The sequence below is a fragment of the Levilactobacillus muriae genome (genome assembly GCF_045862015.1).
Taxonomy (GTDB): domain Bacteria; phylum Bacillota; class Bacilli; order Lactobacillales; family Lactobacillaceae; genus Levilactobacillus; species Levilactobacillus muriae.
The window spans coordinates 152,679-176,285 of the sequence record NZ_BAAFRU010000008.1; the positions used below are offsets into that span (position 1 = coordinate 152,679).

At 45.8% G+C, this 23,607-nt stretch carries 26 protein-coding genes; 13 read left to right on the plus strand and 13 right to left on the minus strand.

The features are described 5' to 3' along the window. The first annotated feature begins 15 nt into the window (after positions 1-15). Positions 16-423: an aggregation-promoting factor C-terminal-like domain-containing protein gene (locus ACKTSF_RS07540; protein WP_407888120.1), complete on the plus strand. Its 408-nt coding sequence runs from the start codon at positions 16-18 to the stop codon at positions 421-423. Positions 424-544: 121 nt separating this feature from the next. After that, the gene (locus ACKTSF_RS07545) at positions 545-1,084 is read left to right on the plus strand and encodes a hypothetical protein (protein ID WP_407888122.1); all 540 of its coding nucleotides are present in this window, start codon (positions 545-547) and stop codon (positions 1,082-1,084) included. A 237-nt stretch (positions 1,085-1,321) separates the two neighbouring features. Here ACKTSF_RS07545 and ACKTSF_RS07550 read toward each other — a convergent pair whose 3' ends face one another. The 4 genes from ACKTSF_RS07550 to ACKTSF_RS07565 all read right to left on the minus strand — a co-directional run bounded on the left by ACKTSF_RS07550 (position 1,322) and on the right by ACKTSF_RS07565 (position 4,956). Next, positions 1,322-1,474: a hypothetical protein gene (locus ACKTSF_RS07550; RefSeq protein ID WP_407888124.1), complete on the minus strand. Its 153-nt coding sequence runs from the start codon at positions 1,472-1,474 to the stop codon at positions 1,322-1,324. A gap of 392 nt (positions 1,475-1,866) precedes the next feature. Then, complete coding sequence (locus ACKTSF_RS07555) at positions 1,867-3,036, minus strand: DUF998 domain-containing protein (protein ID WP_407888126.1); 1,170 nt, start codon at positions 3,034-3,036, stop codon at positions 1,867-1,869. Between the two features lie 179 nt (positions 3,037-3,215). Next, positions 3,216-4,079 carry an aldo/keto reductase gene (locus ACKTSF_RS07560; RefSeq protein WP_407888128.1) on the minus strand — a complete coding sequence of 288 codons (864 nt, stop codon included), beginning with the start codon at positions 4,077-4,079 and terminating at the stop codon, positions 3,216-3,218. 1 nt (position 4,080) lies between these two features. Continuing rightward, positions 4,081-4,956 carry an aldo/keto reductase gene (locus ACKTSF_RS07565; protein ID WP_407888130.1) on the minus strand — a complete coding sequence of 292 codons (876 nt, stop codon included), beginning with the start codon at positions 4,954-4,956 and terminating at the stop codon, positions 4,081-4,083. Between the two features lie 123 nt (positions 4,957-5,079). Between ACKTSF_RS07565 and ACKTSF_RS07570 the strand changes: the two genes are divergently transcribed. The 7 genes from ACKTSF_RS07570 (at position 5,080) to ACKTSF_RS07600 (ending at position 12,723) form a co-directional block, all read left to right on the plus strand. Continuing rightward, entirely contained in the window at positions 5,080-5,955 is an 876-nt protein-coding gene (locus tag ACKTSF_RS07570) for a LysR family transcriptional regulator (protein ID WP_407888132.1), read from the plus strand. A gap of 134 nt (positions 5,956-6,089) precedes the next feature. Further along, positions 6,090-7,670 (plus strand): TIGR03766 family XrtG-associated glycosyltransferase, encoded by a 1,581-nt coding sequence (locus ACKTSF_RS07575; protein ID WP_407888134.1) that lies wholly within the window; start codon positions 6,090-6,092, stop codon positions 7,668-7,670. Positions 7,671-7,811: 141 nt separating this feature from the next. Continuing rightward, positions 7,812-9,050: a Firmicu-CTERM sorting domain-containing protein gene (locus tag ACKTSF_RS07580; protein WP_407888136.1), complete on the plus strand. Its 1,239-nt coding sequence runs from the start codon at positions 7,812-7,814 to the stop codon at positions 9,048-9,050. After that, positions 9,050-9,676, plus strand: a complete 627-nt coding sequence (xrtG, locus tag ACKTSF_RS07585) for an exosortase family protein XrtG (RefSeq protein WP_407888138.1) — start codon at positions 9,050-9,052, stop codon at positions 9,674-9,676. Before ACKTSF_RS07580 ends, xrtG begins: the two co-directional genes overlap by 1 nt. Further along, a complete protein-coding gene (locus ACKTSF_RS07590; protein ID WP_407888140.1) occupies positions 9,673-11,007 on the plus strand; it encodes a TIGR03111 family XrtG-associated glycosyltransferase in 1,335 nt (444 codons plus the stop codon). Before xrtG ends, ACKTSF_RS07590 begins: the two co-directional genes overlap by 4 nt. Before the next feature lie 136 nt (positions 11,008-11,143). After that, entirely contained in the window at positions 11,144-11,485 is a 342-nt protein-coding gene (locus ACKTSF_RS07595) for a 6-carboxytetrahydropterin synthase (protein WP_407888172.1), read from the plus strand. A 197-nt stretch (positions 11,486-11,682) separates the two neighbouring features. Beyond that, positions 11,683-12,723 (plus strand): zinc-binding dehydrogenase, encoded by a 1,041-nt coding sequence (locus tag ACKTSF_RS07600; RefSeq protein WP_407888141.1) that lies wholly within the window; start codon positions 11,683-11,685, stop codon positions 12,721-12,723. A gap of 135 nt (positions 12,724-12,858) precedes the next feature. Here ACKTSF_RS07600 and ACKTSF_RS07605 read toward each other — a convergent pair whose 3' ends face one another. Beyond that, positions 12,859-13,431, minus strand: a complete 573-nt coding sequence (locus ACKTSF_RS07605; RefSeq protein WP_407888143.1) for an NADPH-dependent F420 reductase — start codon at positions 13,429-13,431, stop codon at positions 12,859-12,861. Between the two features lie 174 nt (positions 13,432-13,605). Here ACKTSF_RS07605 and ACKTSF_RS07610 point away from each other — a divergent pair, with 174 nt between their 5' ends. Continuing rightward, positions 13,606-14,037 (plus strand): Rrf2 family transcriptional regulator, encoded by a 432-nt coding sequence (locus tag ACKTSF_RS07610; RefSeq protein ID WP_407888145.1) that lies wholly within the window; start codon positions 13,606-13,608, stop codon positions 14,035-14,037. A gap of 655 nt (positions 14,038-14,692) precedes the next feature. Here ACKTSF_RS07610 and ACKTSF_RS07615 read toward each other — a convergent pair. Together ACKTSF_RS07615 and ACKTSF_RS07620 are read right to left on the minus strand one after the other, a co-directional pair. Beyond that, entirely contained in the window at positions 14,693-14,824 is a 132-nt protein-coding gene (locus ACKTSF_RS07615) for a hypothetical protein (protein ID WP_407888147.1), read from the minus strand. Positions 14,825-15,147: 323 nt separating this feature from the next. Continuing rightward, a complete protein-coding gene (locus ACKTSF_RS07620) occupies positions 15,148-16,278 on the minus strand; it encodes a GGDEF domain-containing protein (RefSeq protein ID WP_407888149.1) in 1,131 nt (376 codons plus the stop codon). A 426-nt stretch (positions 16,279-16,704) separates the two neighbouring features. On the opposite strand from ACKTSF_RS07620, the gene ACKTSF_RS07625 reads away from it, so the two are divergent. Next, the gene (locus ACKTSF_RS07625; RefSeq protein WP_407888151.1) at positions 16,705-16,908 is read left to right on the plus strand and encodes a hypothetical protein; all 204 of its coding nucleotides are present in this window, start codon (positions 16,705-16,707) and stop codon (positions 16,906-16,908) included. Positions 16,909-17,040: 132 nt separating this feature from the next. On the opposite strand, the gene ACKTSF_RS07630 is transcribed toward ACKTSF_RS07625, so the two are convergent. The 3 genes from ACKTSF_RS07630 to ACKTSF_RS07640 all read right to left on the minus strand — a co-directional run bounded on the left by ACKTSF_RS07630 (position 17,041) and on the right by ACKTSF_RS07640 (position 19,286). Then, entirely contained in the window at positions 17,041-18,474 is a 1,434-nt protein-coding gene (locus ACKTSF_RS07630) for a hypothetical protein (RefSeq protein WP_407888152.1), read from the minus strand. Then, positions 18,440-18,694: an SWIM zinc finger family protein gene (locus tag ACKTSF_RS07635; protein WP_407888154.1), complete on the minus strand. Its 255-nt coding sequence runs from the start codon at positions 18,692-18,694 to the stop codon at positions 18,440-18,442. Before ACKTSF_RS07635 ends, ACKTSF_RS07630 begins: the two co-directional genes overlap by 35 nt. 127 nt (positions 18,695-18,821) lie before the next feature. Next, positions 18,822-19,286, minus strand: a complete 465-nt coding sequence (locus ACKTSF_RS07640) for a VOC family protein (protein WP_407888156.1) — start codon at positions 19,284-19,286, stop codon at positions 18,822-18,824. A 244-nt stretch (positions 19,287-19,530) separates the two neighbouring features. Between ACKTSF_RS07640 and ACKTSF_RS07645 the strand changes: the two genes are divergently transcribed. Further along, positions 19,531-20,457, plus strand: coding sequence for a tyrosine-protein phosphatase (locus ACKTSF_RS07645; protein WP_407888158.1), 927 nt, complete (start codon positions 19,531-19,533; stop codon positions 20,455-20,457). Between the two features lie 190 nt (positions 20,458-20,647). On the opposite strand, the gene ACKTSF_RS07650 is transcribed toward ACKTSF_RS07645, so the two are convergent. Together ACKTSF_RS07650 and ACKTSF_RS07655 are read right to left on the minus strand one after the other, a co-directional pair. Then, positions 20,648-21,421: an ABC transporter permease gene (locus ACKTSF_RS07650; RefSeq protein ID WP_407888160.1), complete on the minus strand. Its 774-nt coding sequence runs from the start codon at positions 21,419-21,421 to the stop codon at positions 20,648-20,650. 16 nt (positions 21,422-21,437) lie between these two features. Further along, entirely contained in the window at positions 21,438-22,373 is a 936-nt protein-coding gene (locus ACKTSF_RS07655; protein ID WP_407888162.1) for an ATP-binding cassette domain-containing protein, read from the minus strand. Between the two features lie 151 nt (positions 22,374-22,524). Between ACKTSF_RS07655 and ACKTSF_RS07660 the strand changes: the two genes are divergently transcribed. Next, the gene (locus ACKTSF_RS07660; RefSeq protein WP_407888164.1) at positions 22,525-23,043 is read left to right on the plus strand and encodes a MarR family winged helix-turn-helix transcriptional regulator; all 519 of its coding nucleotides are present in this window, start codon (positions 22,525-22,527) and stop codon (positions 23,041-23,043) included. A gap of 400 nt (positions 23,044-23,443) precedes the next feature. On the opposite strand, the gene ACKTSF_RS07665 is transcribed toward ACKTSF_RS07660, so the two are convergent. Next, positions 23,444-23,607, minus strand: a 164-nt coding sequence (locus tag ACKTSF_RS07665; RefSeq protein WP_407888174.1) for a zinc ribbon domain-containing protein, incomplete at its 5' end; no start/stop codon positions are given.

The following is a 23,607-nucleotide window of genomic DNA, read 5'->3' on the forward strand; positions in this document are numbered from 1 at the left end:
GGATAGATTATATAAATGTCGAAATCAAAACTTACAACTAAATTTGCAACACTTTTACTGTTATTTGGCTTTTCCTTCGGCATGGTGACCGATGTTACGTCCAGCTTAGTTCCAGAACAAACAACTACTGCGCAAGCTTCTTCACGGGTATCTGCTAGTCAAGCCAAGAAGATCGCTAAAATCAACGCTGGCCTTTCCAAGAACCAAAAGGCCGCTAAGAACTGGATTGCTAAACGTGAATCCGGTTATAATTACACCGCTCGTAACGGAAACTGTTACGGTCGTTACCAATTACTGAAGTCTTACCTGCACGGTGACTACTCCCCTGCAAACCAAGAAAAGACCGCCAACAACTATGCCAACAACCGTTATGGGTCATGGACCAAGGCCAAGCGTTTCTGGCAAAGTCATCACTGGTACTAAACCAGCGAATCTGCTTAACGGCAGTTTCAATTACATAAGCATTTCGCGTAATGGCAGTTAGACCCACAGTGAGTTTAACCGCCATTTTTTTAGCCAAAAATTGATGAAAGAATGATCTCCTATGAAGAAAATCATCAGTCTAGCACTCCTTCTCTTGCTCATCGGCGCTGGCCTACTAGTGGTCCCCCATTTGACCGCGGCCCAACCTGCCCGGACCGATACGACGACCACCGCCAAGAAACAGCCCAAGAAACCGACTGCACCTAAGTTGACGCTCAACGACCTAGCACACAGCAAATCCCTCACCTACAGTAGCATCATTTACTTTGCCATCAAGCACTCCAAGCTTCAGCGTTGGCAGGAAGTTTCCGACTTCAAGTTAGGGTGGCAGGTTGAACGCTACCATCGCAACGGCCAAAATAAGTATCTGGTGTGGCCCGACCAGCACATTCAAGATAGCGCTAAGAATCTTGCGCCCAATTGGTTCCGCTTCAAGGACAGCCAGCACGTGCTGTACGACAGTATGATCGTTCACTCCTTTCGCAAGGATCAGACCAAAACTGCCAGCTTGACGGAAATTGTAAAGCAGATCAACGCCGATCACGCTGCTGCCAAGGTTCGCGCTATGCCCCAGCGGCTGAGTATCGTGACTCATAAGTAAAGCATGATCCCAAAACCGTTAGCCGTTACGTATCAAGACTGATAACGACAATATTTTCGATTGCGGCTGTGTGGTCATCAATCTTAGCTGAATACCCCTTTGATGTCCATCGAGGCTTTAGATTTGTCATCTAAAGTTTGAAAGATCTAAAATACCTATTATGACTGTTGCAACAACGATACTGAGACTACAATTAGGCAACGTCGTCTAAACCAGCCGGCTTACCGTTCGCCAAATTTAGGCTGGAACGCTGTGGGGGAGGACGCCGCCAGCCTGAGAAGCGGTCTGCCGGCTCGCTTTGAACCGCCCAACCCACGTTTCAAAGTCGCCATTTCCCAAGTTAGCCCACTTGGAAAATCCCACGGCTGAGCCTAAATTTGGCTCACTCACGCCTACATAGACAGTGACCAACCGTCTTGGACTAACGTTGCCAGTCCGGCGATTGTTACCCCAATGCCAGGTTAAAGAACAAATCATAACCGGAGGCGGCCAGAGATGGAGGTAACTGTGACGACGGTGTTAGCTGGGAACCAGCTTACAGCGTGGGGCGTGTTTGGAGACTGACGGTTTAGGTCAGGCTTCAAACCGAGCCGGAGGACCGTTTCTCAGGCCGCAGGCGGTCCCCACAGCAGCCGGAATTTCTGGCAGCCGCAGGTGGTAATTTATAACTAATTTTGTGGATTAAATCTCTGTTAGCTGGGCCTTACTAGGTGTACTTGGACTTTCAACCTTCAGTTTGTCATCAAAAAGAGCCTGAGATTTTCATCCCAGACTCTCCCCATTTACTTCTCTAAATCTGCAAAGATTTCACTCTCAGTCCCAACGTTAATCAGCGATTCGATCCGGTCCAATAACAATAATAGCCAGCCAAAAGCCATGACGAAGGTCACCATTTCAAACGCGGTCAACGAGAAGTACCCGATAGCCCGAAACATGATTTCCGCGACGACCAAGGCCACCCCGACACCGTAGGAGAGGTATAGAAACTCCTTAGTGATCTGAGGAAGTAGCCACCGAACCCCGATAATCAGGGCAATGACGCAGTAAATCAAAAAGCTTGCCACTTGGTCGTGCAACATGTGTGATGAAATATTGTTGGGAAAGACCCCCACCAATCCTAGATTGAGGGCCGTTAACGTTAATAAGCCACGCAATAGGGTCAACCGCAGTGAGACTGGATAATTTTCCTGAAGGCTCACGAATAAATAGTCGATCAAAGCAATCATCAAGAGTGCCGATAGGATCAGCGTCGCATTAAACTGCCACCCGCTAGAAGCATTGCGCGTTCCCAAAAAGCTGAGGTTATGTTGCCACCAGTAACGTTCGTTGTTCACCGCCATCGAGATCACCACGCCACTGATAATAACTAGGGTGAGCACCGTCGACAACACGCCGGCGTCCACTGCCTGAGCGAAGTAGATCATCGCCAAGTTAATGAATACGCCGAAAACAAAAACAATGATGCTCGACGTAATCCGGTCGAAACTGGCCCCATTGAATAGCATCCCAAGCAGCCACATACTTCCCACCAGAATCAGTGCTAGAATCAACGCAAATGACAGCACAATCACCGGGAAATTTCGCCAGTAGATGTTTTTGGTAAAATGATTCTGCGGATTATTGCGATCCCGAATAAAGAAAATTGTAAATAGCAGTGTTCCCATCACGACACCTGTAACAATCAGTCCAGTGGCTAATGAATCATCTCCTGAAAGCTTCAAGTGACGCAGGCCCTGCCACCGACAGAAGATGTAGTACCCAATCCCAACGACTAATGCCGTAATAACGGGCCACCACATGACCTTATTTTGAAAGATACGTCGCCGCGACTCAGCAAATTCAACCACCAGCCGATCACGCTTCACGACTAATTTAACCGGCGTTCCGTCCTCTAGGTTGAGTTGTTCGCTGATGTCCGCCGGAATTTTTAAGTTAAAGTCCTTACTTTTCATGTTTTCCTCCACAACTGCTTAACCCATTCTTTCCAATTATAGCAAATCTAGCCGGAAATTAACGACGTTTATTGTCGGGACACGCAATTCTACACAAAAATGGCGAGTAAGCGATGTCGCTATCTTTCGATGACAAAAAAATACGACCACAAGTGATCGCATTTTCATCAAACCTATTCTCAGTCATTCGCGTGAACATCAAACGCGTTTAACAACATTTCTTTGGTGCCCGGTGCATCGGGATCGTGTCGTCCTTTGCCTTTGTCCAAAGCAACCATTGCTGCCACCTCTGTATCTGTCAGTGTGAAGTCAAAAATATCCAAGTTGCTCTTGATCCGATCGGCATGGACCGACTTTGGGAAGACAATGACACCCAATTGATTTTCAAAACGCAGGATAATCTGCCCGATATTTTTACCGTACTTAGCCGCCAATTGCGTAATCACGGGATCCTTCAGTAGGTCCTGATTGCCTTGGCCAAGTGGTCCCCAAGATTCGAGCTTAACATCCCCGGCAGCCATCAGTTCACGAATCGCCTTTTGCTGGGTGTAGGGATTGAATTCCACCTGGTTCACAGCTGGCAACGTCGAAAATTGTGGAACGAATTCATTCCAAATCTTAGGTGTCATGTTGGAGACCCCAATCGACCGTAGTTTGCCGGCTTTTTGCGCCTCTTCCATCGCCTGCCAAGCACCAGGAACATCACCATAGGGTTGGTGAATCAGGTAAAGGTCCAAGTAGTCCAATCCCATTTTCTTAAGGGACACGTCGATAGCTTGCTTGGCTGGTTCATATCCAAAGTCTTGCAGCCAGAGCTTGCTGGTCACCCAAATCTGGTCACGGTCAACGCCACTATCCTTGATGGCCCGGCCAACTTCTGCCTCATTGAAGTAAGCAACGGCCGTATCGATGTGCCGATAGCCAAGTTTTAAGGCCTCAGTAACAGCGTTATAAGTTGAACCATCACTAGGAATCTGAAACGTTCCAAACCCAATCGCTGGAATTTCGTTACCATCATTCAATTTAATTGTTGGAATTGTCATCTTAATCTTCTCCTTTTAAAGCTTTCAAGCTAGATCCAAAAATCTGTTCAATCGTCACTGGATCACGGTGGTCAAAGAACTGGCTCTCACCCTTGTCCAGGGACGCCATCATCTGCATTTCCTCGGCGGTCAATTCAAAGTCAAACACATCGATATTCTCCAACATGCGTTCCTTGTGAACCGACTTGGGAATCACCGTAATTCCACGTTGCAGTAACCATCGAAGAATCACTTGGCCGACGGATTTGCCATGTGCCTTTGCAATCTGTGCAATCGCTTCATTGGTAAAAATACCATGCTTGCCTTCTGCAAAGGGTGCCCAGGCTTCGACTCTAACGCCATCATTCTGGTTAAATGTAACCTCTGTTGGTTGTTGGTACCACGGATTGACTTCAATCTGATTGATCGCGGGTTTAACGGTCATGGTTAATGCCAGATTTTTCAGTTGGTCGGCGTAAAAGTTAGATACACCAATCGACCGAATCTTACCGGCCTGTTGGGCTTCTTCCAGTGCCCGCCAAGCGCCCATCGTATCACCATAGGGCTGGTGCAAAAGATAGAGGTCGAGGTAATCCAAGCCCAACCGTTGTAAGGACGCATCAATGCCCTGCTTAGCCCGAGCATACGTGAACTCAGAGACCCACAGCTTGGACGTCACGAAGATATCATCCCGAGAAATCCCACTCGCCTTGATGCCCCGACCAACGGCTTCCTCATTTTGATAAGCCGTTGCCGTATCTAGAAGCCGGTAGCCGGATTGCAATGCGGCTGTGACAGCAGCTTCACATTCCGCTAAATCAGGAACCTGAAAGACGCCAAAACCAAGCTGCGGCATCTTATTGCCATCATTTAAAGTTACCATTGGCACATTTGTCATAAATCACATCGACCTTTCCTGTCTTGAATGACTCTACTATAACCACTATTAGCCCGCTTGAAAATTACCAGTTAGTCATGCTAGTATACAGGTGACATATGCTAAGCTAGAGGAGGATGTATGATGCTTGATAATTACCTCTTAGAAGAACTCGCAGCCTTTGCCCGGACAGGAACCCTGGCAAAAACGGCCAGTCAACTCAATGTCACCCAACCGACCGTGACCCGTGGTATGCAGAAATTGGAGACCGACTGGGGCGTTCGCCTCTTCGACCGGCAGCCAAATCGCATCACACTGACGCCGACGGGGCAACTCGCTGCTCAAGAAGCAGCAAAGCTTCTTCAGGCACAGCACGAGGCCATCGCCAAGGTTCAAAACTACGACCGAAACCAACGCGTGCTTAACGTTGGTGCAATCATCCCGGGCCCCCTAATGTTGCTCGCCCATGTGCTTCCAACGCTCGCAACTCATGTTAAAATTTCTCAAACGCTCATTACGGCCGATGAGCCAACAACCCTGCTTACCGATAATACCTACAGTCTGATTCTTTCATCGCAACCTCTGACAACAGCCACGGTGGCCTCTAGCTATCTTGGTGAAGAACGTCTGTCGATCAATCTTAACCGCTTCATGTACCAAGCTAACCAGTCTAGCATCACCTTTGCCGAGCTCAAAGACCTGAGCTTTCTAGTGCTGTCCGATATCGGTCCCTGGCGTGCGATCATTCAACAGGCTATCCCAAATGCTAAATTCCTCTACCAGGACCAGCGCGAGGCCTTTGAAGAAATCAGCAAATACGCCGACTTTCCCTCCTTCAGCAGTAATCTCTCGCGCGACGATCCACTGTTCACCCAGCCAGCGCCAGAGGATGGCCGCGTTCGGATTCCCATCAGTGATGCACGGGCGCATATGCCCGTTTATGCGGCTTATTTACGTGCTAATAAGGCAACAGTCAAGCCAGTGATTGACCAGCTACTAGCTGATTGGCCCGTCTCGTGACATACAAATGTATTCATTTAGCGATCAAATCTGCTTTATTTACTTACCATTGTGTACATTTTAGAAAAGGCATAAACTGATGCTAGTAGTTCCCTGGTTTCAAACAATTATGTCCTAGATAATGGAGGAAAATGATGCGTCAAAAACTTTATAAACTTAATAGTTATGCGATTAAGCTCATTTTTTACACACTTTTCATAATGACCTTCATTTTTGCCATTACTTCACCTAATCTTATTCTTGGTGATAATAGTATTACTGGAATCGGAACTACCATGTTCACAACCATCATGATAATTCTTGCCTTTTCTATTACCTTAACGTTATACATAAGTCCTCGAGCCCAAAGATTTGTCCACTGGCTATTCGTAGAACAAAGCTGGCGAACTGCCACTTGTGGCTTCCTAGTCGCACTCGTTCTACAGGCCTGCTTTATTTATCTAGTTCACCCTGGCGTGGGCTTTGACGTTGGTGCTATTCATTATGCATTGACCAACCCTGGTGATGTTAACGAAGTCGGTTATTTTAGTGTCAATCCTAATAATATTAACCTCTTATTATTACAGCACTGGATTACAACCCAATTTCATCAAACCTCCTGGTTATTTTTTGACATCATTACAACAATACTAGTGGACACATCTATTCTAATTAATTTGTTGAGCATCGCTGCCATTGATAAAAGTAAAGTCCCAATTGGCCTATATATTCATACTATTTGGATCTTACTCTTCCCTTCAATACTCGTGCCTTATACAGATACCTGGGTTCTACCATTTATCTCAGCCTACCTATTATGTTACTGTGTAATGACCTACTCTACTGCTCCTAAGCTCTTAAAAGGGATCATGGCTCTTCTTTTTGGTGTTTTCGTTATTTGTGCCTACTTCATCAAGCCATCTGGTGTAATTCCCGCCATCGCTATTGTCATTATTGAATTGATTCAGCTGCTCACCCCTCATCATCGGCAATGGTGGTGGCTGATACTTGTAAGTTTTTTCATGATCGGTAGTACAGCCGGTAGTTATCACGTCATGAATCAAGTCGTTAAAAATCAAACTTATATTCGAATCAACTCCTTTCGTGCCAAACCTATGATTCACTTTATCAATATGGGAATGTCTGGTGATGGTGGTTTCAACGCTCATGATTCAATGATAATGGCGACCACAGTAAGTAAGAAGAAACGAATTGAATACTCAAAAAATTCCATAAAAAAGAGACTCGGTAAGATGGGCGCCTTTGGGTACGCAGCCTTCCTGTATCAAAAACAGAGCAACGATACAGCAGATGGATCATTCGGTTGGATTAAAGAAGGAAACTTCTTAAATGGCAGTCCGATCCCCTCAAGCAAAGGGATACGGGGTGTTCTCGAAGAATTTCTCTACTTATATGGGAACAATCTTGGTGACTTTCGTTTCATATCACAAGCGTGGTGGGTAATTTGGCTTTCCTTGATTTTATTTGCGTGGAGAGATAATCACAAGATATTACAGGTTATGCGCTTATCAATTCTTGGTGGATTCCTATTTTTACTAGCATTTGAAGGTGGACGATCACGCTACTTAATTCAATTCTTGCCAGCTTTTCTATTACTAGCCACACTTGGCTTCAGTGCATCTTGTAAAGAATTCAGACGTTGGTTCGGTTGGATGGGAAGAAAGCCGGGTTCCACTGAGGATGACTCTCAACTTCCAGCTCCCCCTCAAAAATAACATCGCTAACTATTAAAGAGGAAGAACTATAACTATCAATTAATTAAACATCTTTACTTTCCACACGTTTCTATACTATACTTGCGTTAATAAGGGGCTCATACCGTTCGTTTCCATTCGCTAGTCATCGAGGTAGATAAAATGAAAATCAAGCGTATCCTCATTTTAATAAGTACAATTGGCTTGTTCTTATGTTTTGGCATAATTGGACACGCAGATACATCCACTGCTGATGTGAACTGGGATAACGTCACGAAAACACAAGTGGGTTATTATGCTATGCATAACGTAGCCATGACTACAGACTCTTCTGGTGTTAACCTTTACATTGATAGTGGTAATACCAATCAGTCTTTGCCTACGACAGACTACACATTAACTGCTAACAATCGCCCCTACTACATCACATTGACCCGCAATGGCTCACAAGTCACCGCCACCGCAATCAACAGCAATTGGCAAAAACTCGGGACAGTAGGGTCTGGTAGCCTTATGACGGTTGGTACCGTTGAAACACTGATTTTGCATCTATCATTTGCGCAACTGGGCATCACCACTGCCAGTGGTGATGTAACCTTAAGCTGTAGTGGCTTAGGCTCTCAAACGGTTTCTAGTTCGATCATTACTAACCCTGCGACATCAATTCTCGATGGATCTGGTGTCACATCAGATCCTGAACCGATCGACGATTCGTCAAAAGATGCGTCCAATTCTAGCTCATCCAATAAGACTGACGACCTGTCAACATCTGGTAATAACCAAAGTGGCAATCTGGGAATTACCATTGACGGTAATTTCGATGACTGGGCCGATAAAACCAAGCATCCGATGAAAATAACTGGCGACGACGACAACATTAAATACGCTTCTCTGCTAACTGATCATGATAACATTTATTTCTACATTTTAATGAGTCCGAAGTTATCAGGAGGCTATACTAACTTTCAACCATCTGGCTACCAGCTTGAAGTCGGTGGGAAAACGTTCTATTTGAGTTTTAATAACAACCAAACCGTAAATCTCGATGTTAATCAGAAACAAAGTGTCAGTCTCAACATCTATAGTGACAGTGCCAATACTAACTTGCTTGGCCATGCCTATGTAGCCCGTCAATATCTCGATCAAAAAATGGGTGACGGCTCAACGGTCCAAGGCTCTAGTTATGTTTTGGAGTGTGCAGTACCTTACGCCTCACTCACTGGCATCTCCGACACCAGTGGTCAAACCATTACTTTAGCTAACCCCAATCTTTGGTCTGGAACTATTGAAGCCTCCGGAGGGAGTACGGGACCCATCGTCTTAGCTAGTGCTGGCTTTGTCATTGCCATCGCTGGTGCGATTAAGCTGTCTGGCTTCAAGTTTAAGAGGCGGCGCCGTTAATGAATATTTATTTGATTATCGGGACTCTGATTTGGCTATATTTGCTATCCGCGTTAAACCGAGCTCAACTGCCGGCCTTTCACTTTTTAGTGGGGACTGCTGGGCTCTTTTTCATTCTAATCGGTTTAAGTGATCCCTACTGGGTCTGGTTCTTCACGCACGCAGTCATCAATGGTGTGCGGTGGATCGGCCAAACTACCGGAATGTGTACCATTATGAACCACTACGGTCTCGTTAGTATTAATAATCCTACCGGCCCCCTCACCATGAGCATTGACTACGAATGTTCTGGAATTATCGAAACGACTGCCTTTGTGAGTTTAGTCGCCTTTTTCCCAATCTTCAAACGAACCGAACGCGCTTTTTTTGGACTTCTAGGGGTCTTATGGATTTATATTGCAAACGTCCTACGTTTAGGGTTGGTCGTTGTCATTTGCCACTTTAACGGCGGACAAGCTTTTTTCCTAGCACACTCTATCCTCGGACGCATGTTATTTTATGTCTTAGTTATTGCCCTCTACTATAACGTCTTCACCTATTCACAAATTTCAAAAAGCTTATTTGCTGCTTTCCGATCAACAATTGCTCGCTGGAAAGTTAAGCTTAAAAGAGGCCGGGTATCATGAGCTATTGGTTGAACCTAACGCTTTTTAAAATGGGATTTTGGCTGACGTGGGCACTGATTCCTATCGTCGTAGAAATCATTCCGTCATTCATTTCCAGTATCAAAATTATGATTCAGAATCGTCACAAACAGCCCATGGTTATGCCCGATAAGATGCCAATGATCTCAGTGATTATTCCCGTCTATAATTCCGAGGATACGTTGTTCACCTGTATCAAATCAATTCACGAATCGACTTATCCGACCGAATTAATTCAGGTTATTCTTGCTGATAATCAAAGTACTGATAATAGTTTTGATGTCTTCGCCCACGCCCAAAGCACCTTTTCCGATATGAATCTGCGTCTGATTCACACTGAACAAGGTAAAGCCGAAGCCCTCAATGCCGCTCTATATGGCGCAATCGGCACTTACATTATCAACATTGATAGTGATGGTGTCTTGGAAAAAAATGCCTTAATGAATATGGTGCTACAATTTGAAAATGATTACGATATGGCTGCCCTTACCGGCACAATCCTAACGCAACGTCGCACATTAAAACGGCACAGCACACTACTTCAACGTAATGAATACTTTGAATACGCGCAAGCCTTCTTGTCTGGGCGAACCATCGAAACGCAAAACAATGAATTATTTACAATGTCCGGTGCCTTCTCAGCTTTCCGCAAAGAAGCTGTGCTGAATACTTTTCTCTATGATATTGGTACCATCGGTGAAGACACCGATATGACCTTTCAAATTCGTGATAGGATGAAACGAAAAGTTGGTTTATGTCCTAACGCTATTTTTTATATCGACCCAATTCCTAACCTCTCTAAGCTTTACACACAACGGCAACGCTGGCAGCGTGGAGAAGTTGAAGTCATTCATCAATACGCGCACGATTTAAAAGTGAAAGACTTTTTCCGTAACTTTATGGTACGTCGTCTGTTGATTGATCACACCTTCCTGTTTCCCCGAATGATTTGGCTGTTTGCCAGTGTTGTCCTTTTATTCTTCCGCTACTCACCAATTATGATGGGGATGTCCTACGTCATCATTTACCTGCTCTATATTCTGGTCGAACTATTGAACTACGTTTGTATTTTACAGCTACTGGAAGAATTTCCTGAAGAGCGTAGATTCTATCGCAAACAACTTTGGGTTGCCCTAACCTTCCCACTGTATAACTTCATTTGTGCTTGGATTCGATTAGTTGGAATTCTCAATAGCATGACCACCTCGTCTAACTGGAACTCAACACCCTTTGGAACTGAAATGAGACGACTCTTCTCTGTATTTAAGTCTGATTTGCATCACAAAAAAGATGGAGGTAATAAGCGTGAGTAAAATAGATACGCATATGAAAAAGGATCAGAAGGCAACGATGGCCAAAGAAAATCAAGATGTCACGCCACCTACAAGTTCAGACGCACTTCCCACTCAGCCAGCCACGACAAAGCGCGAAAAATTTTACACTTATAAAATGCGTTACTACGTCAATGCGAGTCACGCGATGCGCTGGTCAGATGGCGAGGGAAAACAACATAACCACACCTGGGAAATCATTTGTGAAATCCACAGTAAGGGTGACCATATGATTGTCTTCGTCGATATCGAAAAGAAAATGAAGGAAATTTTCGATTCGTTCTCAGGGAAATTTCTTAACACCCTCCCTTACTTCAAAACGATCAATCCCACTGTTGAAAACGTCACAACCTGGTTATTCAACTTGCTTTCACCTGTCTTAGAGGAATTAAACGCTGAGCTTGTACGCCTTGAAGTTGGTGAATCACCTACAAGATCCTACTGCATTTCCACAATCTAGTATTTTCCATAACCAGAAGCTATATCATTAAATAACTTATGGGCATTAGACAGACTCGCCACCACCTCTTAAACTAGGGGTGGTGGTTACCGTTTTGAAACGGACTGTGCCGCCGCAATGCGCTAAGTAAAGATTCTTTACAATCATATTGAAAACGCTTAGAATTTCTGTATGCAAGTCTAGGAGGCTATTTAGGAATGAAATCCACTATTTTTATGGAACCTGGAAAAGTTGAAATTGAAGACATTGAAAAGCCAGCGATTCAGGCCAGCGATGACGTTATTATTCACGTTGTCCGCACCTGTGTCTGTGGCTCCGATCTGTGGGCTTACCGCGGGTTAGAAGATAAGGCTGCGCATTCCGAGAACTCTGGTCACGAAGCCATCGGGATCGTTGAAGAAGTCGGTAACGATATCACGACGGTTAAGCCTGGCGATTTCGTTATCGCCCCCTTCACTCACGGCTGTGGCCATTGTGCTGCTTGTCGTGCCGGGTTTGACGGGGTTTGCCAAAACCATACCGATAACTTTAGTAACGGTGTCCAGTCCGAATACATTCGTTTCCAACACGGTGAATGGGCCCTGGTCAAGATTCCTGGCCAACCCGAAGACTACAGCGATGCCATGCTGAACTCCCTATTGAGCTTGGCTGACGTCATGGCTACCGGTTACCACGCCGCGCGCGTCGCCAACGTAAAGACTGGTGACACGGTCGTTGTCGTTGGTGACGGTGCCGTCGGTCTCTGCGGGGTTATCGCAGCACAAATGCGTGGTGCCAAGCGGATCATCGCCATGAGCCGTCACGCAGATCGTCAAAAACTGGCCATTGAATTCGGTGCTACCGATATCGTGTCAGAGCGTGGTGACGATGCTGTTGCCAAGGTTCAGGCCTTGACGAACGGTGCTGGCGCCGATGCCGTCTTAGAATGTGTCGGAACGGAACTATCCAATGACACGGCCATGAAGGTTGCCCGTCCAGGTGCTATCGTTGGTCGGGTCGGTCTGCCCCACGAACCTAAGATGGACATGACCACTTCCTTCTACACCAACACCATCATTGCCGGTGGTCCTGCTTCCGTAACGACCTACGACAAGTCCGTACTGTTGAAGGCCGTCTTGGATGGCGACATTCACCCTGGTAAGGTCTTCAATCAACAATTCAAGTTGGCCGACATCAATGATGCTTACCAAGCCATGACCGACCGTAAGGCGATCAAGTCCTTAGTTGTTATCGATTAATTTGCGATTAATCCTAAACACGCTGTGTGCTTTCTGAGGAAAGTGTGCAGCGTGTTTTTGGCTAAAAAAAACGACCACAAAGTTATCGTGATCGTCCCCAATATTAAGTTACGCTCTAGCCATTTTAAAAGGGAGTTACTTTTCGACTGCAAAGCCGCCGGTCCAACCGATCTTTTCGCTAGCCGCCAAGGTCATTTGCAAGAAGCCAAAGCTTTCCAGTTCGCGTGCCCGCTTCAATGAGCCAGCATCAACGAAGGCAACCCCACTGTCAGTCAATGCAGCGGCCAAATCTTCCTTAGCAGTAGCGTCATCACTGGCAGCCATCACCGTCGTCTGTTGATCGCCAACTTTACGACTCTGCAACGTTGCAGCAAAGGTCGTGTTGAAGGCTTTAACCACCTTAGAATTTGGCAAAGCAGCAGCAATTTGTGCAGTAGCAGAACTGTCAGCGGGAACGACCAATTCGTCCCAAGTTTCAAAGTTCAGTGGGTTCGTGATGTCAACGACAACCTTACCAGCCAATGCGGCTTGGTTGGCCTTAGCAATGCTGAGGGCTGCGTTGTACGGCACGGCGAGCACAACAATAGCGCCTAAGTTTTCAACGGGATCCTTAGAGTCAATGAAGCTGACCTGATTGCCACCTTGCTTGAAGACGTCACCGATTGCCTGACCCATGTTTCCTTTACCAAAAATCGTAATTGCTGCCATAATGCAGACCCCCTGATTAGTTTTTGTATTAGTTTTAAGTACAGTTATAAGAATAGTCCATTTCTTTTCAATTGTCAACTCATTGAATTTATAGAAATAAAAATACTTTTTTACTGACTTTTATTAAAAACTGTTATAAAATAAGATACAGAACAAAAAGGGAGGTGACCACTCGTGGCCAATACACAGTTCAGCGACACCATCCACGTACTGGTCTACATCGCTTACTTCAAGGGGAAAAAGATTACCAGTCAAGAAATGGCAAGTAGCCTAGAGACATCACCAAGCCTGATTCGTAAGATCATGGCCAACCTCAAGCGGAGCAGTCTGTTGGCGCCAACCCACGGACCCACGCAACTCGCCCTGGCTCACGATCCAGCTGAAATCACGTTGCGGGACATTTACGCCACGCTCCCCGGACAGGCACCCCTGCTCAACGTGGACACCCACACATCTCAGAACTGTCCGGTCGGTCAAACAGTCCCCAAGGTCTTAACCCACTACTATCAGGAGATTCAGGCCGCCGCGGAGGCAAAAATGGCCAAGATCACTTTGCAAGATATCTTGAATGACGTCACCCTAATGCAGCGATTAACCACAGAATAGAAGAAGATTGTGACCGCACCGAAGCCTGGTAGCGGTTTTTTATTGTCTAAATCGGCGTAACTCGCAACATAGTAGGGAGATAACACTTGATGTTGGCAACACGGTCTAAGACTGCCGGCTTACCGTTCGTCAAATTTGGACTGGAACGCTGTGGGGAGGACGCCGTAAGCCTGAGAAGCGGTCTTTTAGCTCACTTTGAGCCGCCCAACCCGCGTTTTAAAGTCGCCATTTTTCAAGTTAACTTGCTTGGAAGATCCCACGGCTGAGCCTAAATCTGGCTCACTCACGCCTACGTAGACGGTGATCGACTATCGTGGACTAACGTTGCCAGTCCGGCGATTGTCACGGCAATGTCAGGTTAAGGAATAAATCATAACCGGAGGCTAACAGAGATGTAGGCAGCTGTGTCGACGCTGTTAGCTGGGAACCAGCTTACAGCGTGGGACGTGTTTGGAGACTGACGGGTTATGTCAGGCTTCAAACCGAGCCGGAGGACCGTTTTTCAGGCCGCAGGCGGTCCCCACAGACGCCGGAATCTCTGGCAGCCGCAGGTGGCAATTTTCGACTGACTTTGTAGATTGAATCCCTGTCAGCTAGGCCATTGGGGCTTTCAACCTGTTGTCAAAAGGGCGCACAGATAGCTGTCTGTGCGCCCTTATTTACGATTAATTATTTTGCCAAAATACTGATCAGACCCGAAACCAGTAGAATACCAAGCTGAATCACCATCATCACTTTCACCCGTTTCCTGATAGTTGCTAGACTGCCAATCTAGTGTCTTCAGCATACCGGTTAAGTCTCATTCTATATACATCCCTAATAAGAGATTATTCTGACAAACTCTCAGAATTCCCGCAAAATCGACTGACCAAAAAAAGTGGCTGATTCCATCGGCAGAATCAGCCACTTACAGACAACATCTCTGACACTATTGGGGAGTTGGAACTTTGTACGCATCAAGTTCAGAGCCCGGTTAAATCACAACGACAGCGGAAAGACTGCCGTTACCCTTAACCATGTTCCCATTATGCCACCAGTCGTTGCTTCTCAAAAGTACCCGCAAAAGAGTTTCTTCTGAGAAAACTTCAGAATCTCGTTGCAAATAAATAATTAGCCCACCGTAATCCGCATCCGACCGTGTCGTTTTGACTGATAAAGATTCCGGTCGACCCGATTGTAAAAGTCCATGGGTGCCTTGTCGTCGGTCGTAATTGCCGAGACCCCAACCGAAATCGACAGCGTGATCACATCATCTTTAGTGGGGATCTCCAAGTGGTTGATTGCCGAGAATATTTCATCCACGATTGGCTTTGTGGCCGCCACATCATAGTTGGGAAAGAGGATATTAAATTCCTCGCCACCAGTTCGATAAAATTTAATACTAGCGTCGTTAGCGGTCAAGACATCCTGTACGGTGCTCGCAACCTGCCGCAAAACCAAATCTCCTATCGAGTGGCCGTAGGTATCATTGATATGCTTGAAATGATCGATATCAAACATCATCATGGATAGGGCTTGCCCATTCTGGCTACTCCGATTAAATAAATATTCGATGTCTTCAGTATAGGCGGCAAAGTTACTCGTCTTCGTCAATGCGTCGTGACTGGCATATTTAGCCAGCTGCAACTTAATCTGACTGTCATGAGAGATCATCGACACGTACATATAAAGTAGTGCTTCAAAAATCATGAGGTAGGCCCATTCATGTAGCAGCGTCGGCCACGTAAACCCAAATTTCAACTTCATCCAGAACCAAAGTAGACCACCGAAAGACATAATCGTCATGAAATAATAGAACGGGACGAGTCGTCGTCCTTGGAATTTGGTATGGATTGTACTTAAAACTATGAAGAATCCCATCAATGTTAACGAATGTGCCCAAGACTGCCAGGCGCCCAACGTGCCATTAAAGGCCATGAAGACAATCCCAATGGGAAACAGCAAATAGTAAGAAATGCGAATATTAATAAAGTACGCACAAAATGTCACGGCAATCAATTCAAAATTCATAAATTGCCAGGCATCACTTTTACCGGTAATCAGGAACTGCATCGAAAAGACAAAAACAATCATATAAATCAGGCCATACCAGGTATTAACCGTCTCATCTGTGACGTTGATCCGGCGTGTATGCGTCCAGGAAATTAGCCAATTATAGGTCACCCAATAGAGCGTTAGCACCCCTAGGACAAAGAAAACACTGGTTGTAAATGGTGGCACCTGCCAATGAGACCAAGTCATTAATAAACCCTCTTCTTTTAAAAAATCATGTTTTTTGTCTGCTGTAATATAACGATGTATCACATTGGGATACGCAATTTACCCTCGCCCAAGCGACACTAATCTCACGATACATACTACAATAGTAAGCCTTCAATTCGCACAATTGAATAACCAGAAATGCTTAAGTGCTGAATCATATGAACATTTTTAATTGCACATCTAACTTCTGTATTAACTAGTTCTATATCAATTGATTCTGATTTCAAGCAACTATCCTAGACTCTGAGAAACTATCAGAAAAAGTTCAGGAACTCCCCAATGAACATAACCAAAAAACCGTGTATTCTCTTCAATAAGGACTGGGAAGAACATTCAAGATTCCGGCCCACCCACTCATTAAAAAATTGATTGAAATCACTTAATCTATTCTAGGAGGTCCCACCTATGAAAACACAATCCAACTCAAAATCAAACTCTGCTGATCTGAATCAGCTCATGCACCAAGCAGCCACGCAGCACCATCCCATTAAGCTCCACTCGGCCGCGGACGACGCCGACGTTGTCCTGATCAGTAAAGCTGATTTGGACACCGCTCAAGCCGTCATTAAGGCCGCTACTGGCCGTAATGTGCCATTCCTAATTGCGTAAAAAATCTAAATACCGCGGCCCCTAACCGCCTAAAAAAGACAAGTCCATGAGAGGCTTGTCCTTTTTGACGTCACAATTCAAAATTTTAAATAATTCTATTTTTCAAACAAAGTACCGGACCACGCTTTAGAACTAGTGGCTATCAAACCTTTTTAACTCATCCAACATCGCTGGTCGCCGTGCATACGTCACCCGCCACTCTTGAATAAGCCGATCGGCCGTGCTCATCCCCATCGGAAATCTCGTCATTTTATTCAAGATCTTCACAATGTCTCGATAATGTTGTCGGTCACCCGTTTGTTCCGCCATCTGCTGAGCGACCTCTACATACTTACGGAGTAACTGCCGAGAGAACTTGGGTTTCAACAATTTTTCATAGGTCTGAACCCCAATCAATCCCCTTTGTGCTAGCACCGTCTGTAGCAATTGTTGGTATAAGTGGTCCTCAGCGTAAAGTTGGGCCACATTCGCATACTTTGGTAACACGGTTAATATTTTCTTACGTTGTGCAGGCCACTCACTCGCCGGATACAACGTCTTCAATTCTCGGTACGCATCCAAGTCAGCTGGACTATACGTCGTTACAAAGTTCCACAACTCCTGACGATATGCCTCTGGTCGCTCCAAGCGTTTATATAAAGCGAGTAATTGCCGACTGTATTTCTGAACGACACCAGTTAGCCCATTAATCTGACCACGCTTGCGACCAGCGATCAATATCTGAATTGCATGGTCATCGTCCTTACGTTGCAGAGAAAAGTCCACATAGTACTGCCGGACGTCATCGTATCTGATATGTGCGCGACAAAAATTTTCAATTACGTCATCCGCCGATTCCAATTTAATCAGCGTCTTTAGATGAAACATAGCCCACTGTTCAGCTTGCCATTCGTCCCCCGCCTTTTCAGCGTCATCAAGCTTTTCTGCTGTCCAATCCACCTTTTTTTGTAAAAATTTAGGCGCCGTAAAGTTCTTAAAGAGAAGATCCTCGATAACCTCTTCAAACGCCCCCATGGACACTTGCGAATGCTTTTGGAACCAGGTAAAGGCTTGTCGCTTCAGTGCCGCATCTGCCTGATCAATCACTTGTTGCCAAATATCCACACAGTCCTGTGCTAGCATCATGATTTCGCCGTCGGAATCATCAATAGCCACCCTAGCCAGCTTAGTGGCCACCTTATTGATCAGTCGGAACGCCAACTTCGGCTGTTGCTGATCAAGGGCTAATTGTATATTCTCACGAATAAAGGTCGACAGTTCCTCCTCAAATGGGCCAGCCGACTGATAGTCGATAAACCCACTGTAATCCTGATAACCTTCAATAATATCGTTAATCTGTTGCAGGTAAAGTTGCGGATTGCTTTCAGCGGTCTTGGGTGCAACCTGTAACGCAAACTTAGTTGCGAGCTCACCATCCGCCAGTAAAGTTGCCGTCAAGAAATCCCGTACCTGCTGCTCAGTAGCTGATGCGACGACTTGCACAACACTTAGCCCGGTCGCCTGCGTTTTCCCTGAAGCAGTAGCCCTGTCGTCATCCTGTCCCCCCGCAAACATAACGGCTGCCATATGCTTTACAATAGTTGCCCCCCTGTGCGTAGGGACAATCACACTTGGCATCAATGATCTGCTTGTTCTGAATAAGTATGGTCACTCGGTAAGTCTTGCTTCCCTTAACCGTGGCTTGTATACCTTCTGATGTTCGTTTAAAATTAGCGACTAATCCACGTTGATAGTAGTCATAACCGCGGTCTACAATCTGAGATTGGAATACATCTTCCCACGCCATTTGACTAGCTTCCTTCAAAAGTGTGACATTTGGCTTCACTATACCAAACTATGTGACGAAAGCCTAATGACTGACAAAAAAAGATAGGTCTTAGTTAGACTTACCTCTCCCGATATCTTCAATCTAACTATTTTGCCGCTATCAAGGCCGCAATATCAATCTTCTTCATCTGCATCATCGCCTGAATCTGAGTTGACGTTTGTGTCAATTCATTCATATTCTGGGGGACGATTTGCCAGGAAATCCCGAAGCGATCCTTGGCCCAGCCGCATTGTTCCGCATCTGGAACGTGCGAGAGCTTTGCCCAATAATGGTCAATCTCAGCTTGATCTGCACAAGGTATCGTGAAGGAAATTGCCTCGTTGAATCGAAAATCTGGGCCACCATCGAGCGCTAAGAATTTCTGCCCATCCAAGTGGAATTCGGCGGTCAAAATCTTTCCGGTCATCCCATCGAAATGGGCATCCATTTTTTCATCGGGATAATAGGTCACGGCATCCAACGTTGAATTGGGGAAAACGTTCAGATAGTAGTGAATGGCCTCATCACAATTATTATCCGCGAACCATAAACTTGGCACAATCTTATTCATGAGTAGCCTCCTGGCAAATCTTATTTTTCGTTAAGCCTACCGGATTCCATCACCGGATGCAAGACTTTTAGACATACTGAAAAGCGTGTTGTTTCTATTCATCACGCCCAATATAAAGCGCTATCATAATCACCATTATAGCTAATTGTAATGGTGTCCCTTATCTTTACACAATCAACATCACTCCTTTACATCCGCTTAGTATCCTAGGTACTGTACCAAGCCAAGAGGAGGAGTTAGCAAAATGAATAAACGAATGAGCACTTTAGTTACAGCCTTGTTATTGACCACGACGTTAGGTTGGCAGCAACCCTTGTCGACGATTACGGCTTCTGCCAACAGCAAAACGACCCAAACCACAAAACGGGCAAAAGCTACGGCCAAGTCAACATCGACCCACATCAAGCTTCAAGGGGCATCCAACGCACGTGATTTAGGCGGTTACGTGAACGGCCACGGTCAAAAGATCAAGGCGCACCGCTTAATCCGTTCGAACACGTTATCCAAGCTATCCAAATCCGACCAAAAGAAACTGGTCAAGACCTATCATGTGGCAACCGATGTTGACCTGCGGACGGTCGTTGAACAAAAGATGAGCCCCGATGTCAAGATGAAGGGTGTCAAGCTCGTCAAAGCCAACGTCTTCAAGTCCTTTGGTGCTTTCCCCGATTTCTCTAAGAAAAACACTGGCGATAAAATGATGAAGAAGTCTTACCACGATGCCATCACCACGGCGCAGGGACGTAAGGCCTACAAGTCACTATTTCACCAATTACTGAAAAATCCTAAGAACAAGGCCGTTCTCTGGCACTGTTCCGCAGGTAAGGATCGTGCCGGCATGGGAACTGTCCTGGTCCTCTCCGCACTGAACTTCAACAAAAAGGCCATTGCAAAGGATTACTTAAAATCCAATACATACCTAGCCAAGACGAATAAAGAAAATCTGAAAAAACAAGAAGCCGGTTGGAAGGCCCAAGGCAAGACGGTGACCCCAACTGTGGTAGCCAACTTCAAGGCACAAAACGACGTTAAGATGGCCTACCTCAACACCATGTACAAGGCTGTTAACACGAAATACGGCAGCATGGACAACTTCCTTCACAAGGGCCTTGGTTTAACCAATACCCAACTGAAGCAACTCCGTGCGAACTACCTGACAGCTGCTAAGTAACCATCACCACCAAATTTTAAATGATACAGTGAACCCCCAGAGTCGGCATTTATACCCAACTCTGGGGGTTCATTTCAGTCAAGTCACTTTCAAGCTATTCTAGCACGGCTCCAGCCAGGGCAGCCATTACACATGAATGCTCATGTTTAGCTTATACATGCCTTTAACTCGGTACCTATTCGTTACCAAGTTAATGACGATCGTAGGCCCAAACGGCAAGTGGCGCAAAGACCCCCACGATGCCAACATCAACGATCAGGACTAGTAAGGCCTCATGTGTCCAACTCCCGGTGGCTAAAATTTGCCGAATTGCCGTAATCACGTACGTCACCGGATTCAAATGCGCAATGACCTGTAGAGGCTTCGTTAACGAGTGTAACGGGACAAAGGCATTTGACATGAATGAAAGAAACAACATGGTCATTAGTGAAGCACTGTTGACGGCCTCCGCACTTTTGGCTAATAATCCCATTAGTGCGAATACCCACGAGAGTGCCCACCCCGTGATAATTGCCAACAGACCAACTGCAACAACCCAACCAAGCCCAACAGCTGGACGCCAGCCCATGAGATAGCCCGTGATCAACGACGTCATTGCCGCAATCAGTAAACGTAGGCTATCCGCAAAAAGTTGTCCCGCCAACGGCGCGATGTGGGCCATGGGTAACGATTTAAACCGGTCAAACACGCCGGAGTCGAGATCCTCTCTGATTTGCGTTCCCGACCCGGTTCCCACTGATAACATCGTTTGAATGAGAATTCCCGGAACGATAGTCGGCAGATAAGCTTGAGCTCCACCGGCAATTGCACCACCAAATAAATACCCGAACATCAACATAAACAACGTCGGTTGAATAATCACATCCATAAAGTTATCCGGATTATGAACTGTCTTTAGTAAGTTCCGATAAGCCATCGTTGCCGTATTCATAAATACATTGCCACTGTGCGTTTGTACATCCATTTTGTATCCCGCTTTCTTAGTTCTTGCCGACCGTTAAGTTCAAGAAAACATCATCCAACGATGGTTCTTGCACCGACAAATGATCGATACTAATCTTAGCCTGCTTCAATGTCACTAAAATTGGTGTTAATTGTGTGACTTGGGCTAGACGCATGCTGAGCTGTTGCCCCGTCTGTTGAATGGCACCTGCCACTTGGCCGACCAATAACTTCATTGCTTGTGTAACTTGGTCGGTATGGCTCACGGTGAATTTCAATTTAGTCCCACCAATCTGTTGTTTGAGTTCAGCTGGTGTCCCCATCTTTACCACCTTACCGTGATCAATGATAGCCAAATTATCGGCCAATTGATCGGCTTCGTCGAGATACTGGGTCGTCAACACGACCGTTGAGCCTTGCTTGACTAACTGTCGAATCGTCTCCCACATCTGAATACGCGTCCGTGGGTCTAGCCCAGTCGTGGGTTCATCTAAGAAGATGAGTGCCGGCCGTGTAATCAAGCTAACGGCCAGGTCCAACCGTCGGCGCATCCCACCGGAGAAATTTTTCAAAGCCTTATCTGCAGAGCCTTCTAAGGAGAATTCGTGCAAGAGTTCTGCTGTCCGCTGTTTGGCCTCCGATCGTGAAAGTCCATCTAGCCGTGCAAAAATCATTAGGTTCTCACGCGCCGAAATATCCTCATCAACAGACGCGTATTGTCCCGTGAGACCAAACATCGACCGGGCTAAGCGCCCTTCTTTAACTGTATCGTGGCCGAATATTTTTACCTGACCCGCATCGGCCTTGAGTAAGGTGGTCATCATGCGTAGTATCGTGGTCTTCCCCGCACCATTGGGCCCAAGTAGACCAAAGACTTCCCCTTGTCGAATGTTAAACGACATATCGTCTACAACCATCTTTTGTCCAAAATATTTAGTCAAATGCTGCACTTCAATTGCATTAATCGCTGTCATATTAAGTCCCTCTTAGTTTTGCTTTTTAATCAGGTCCCCCTGACTAAAAATATAATAAGGCCCCCTGAGTAATTTGTCAACACTTTTGTCAAAATACTTAATGCCACTTCCAGTCATTGTCGGGTATAATGTCCATAGGGAGGGCGATGGCATGCCTAATTTAACGAAACAAAAAAATGCGGCCGGTAAGCTGATTGAGTTTGGGATGGTCAGCCACACTGCAGAAGAGGTCGCTCACCGCAACCATGCGGATAAGGACGATCATCCATTACGGTTTCAGGGCCAGGGTAAGATTCTACTGGCTCTAGCTCAAAATGATGGTCTCTCACAAAAGGAATTAGCAACACGCTCAAATTTAGCAGTCCAATCGACAGCGGAATTTGTTAATAAATTGGCCAAGAAACAGTTGGTTACCAAGGAAAAGTCAACGACCGATCGGCGCAAGACCATCATTCGTCTGACTGACTTGGGTCGTGCAACAGCAGCAGCCGAGACTGCCAAGGTTCCCGCATACCTTGACGTCTTAACAGACACCGAATTAGATCAGCTCACAGCAATTCTGACGAAAATTAATGGAAGCCTTTACGACGAAATAAAGGCGATGACGCCAGCAGACTCTAATAGATTCAAGGAAACCGTGACAGATCATCTGCGCGATTGGTTTCTCTAAGTTATATTTTTCAAAAATATGGCCGGTCCCGGTGAAGGACTGAAGTAACCCCCAGGGTTGGACAGAAGTTCTAACCTTGAGGGTTTTACTATACTTAGGTTACGTTTAATTGGATGTTAGCCCCAAGATTCTTACTGCGTCTTTAGTGATGGCCCACCCTTACTGACTAAGCACGATCAGAAACTCTATCGGCTTGGATTTAGTCGCTTCCGAAGTTCTGGTATCACTGGGGTCAACCACGCCCGTTTAAAAACGGACGCTTGTGGTCACCACACCCCATGGCATGGCGACCACAATTTGCTTAGATACAGCGTTTGCCTACGAATAGGACTTATCCGCTAATTACCAAAGCCTTTTAGGTCCGCAGGTTGCCAGACGGACGTATTTCTGTATTTCTTTCTTACAAGGTAGCTAGTCCCTTAGCCAGAATATTTTGGGCTGCGTTATGATCCCGTACATGAAAAGCCCCACAACTGGGACACATCCATTTTCGATCGGCTAACGTCAGTTTGTTCTTACCCGTCATGACGTGTCCACAATGGCTACAAGTTTGCGTCGTATTCC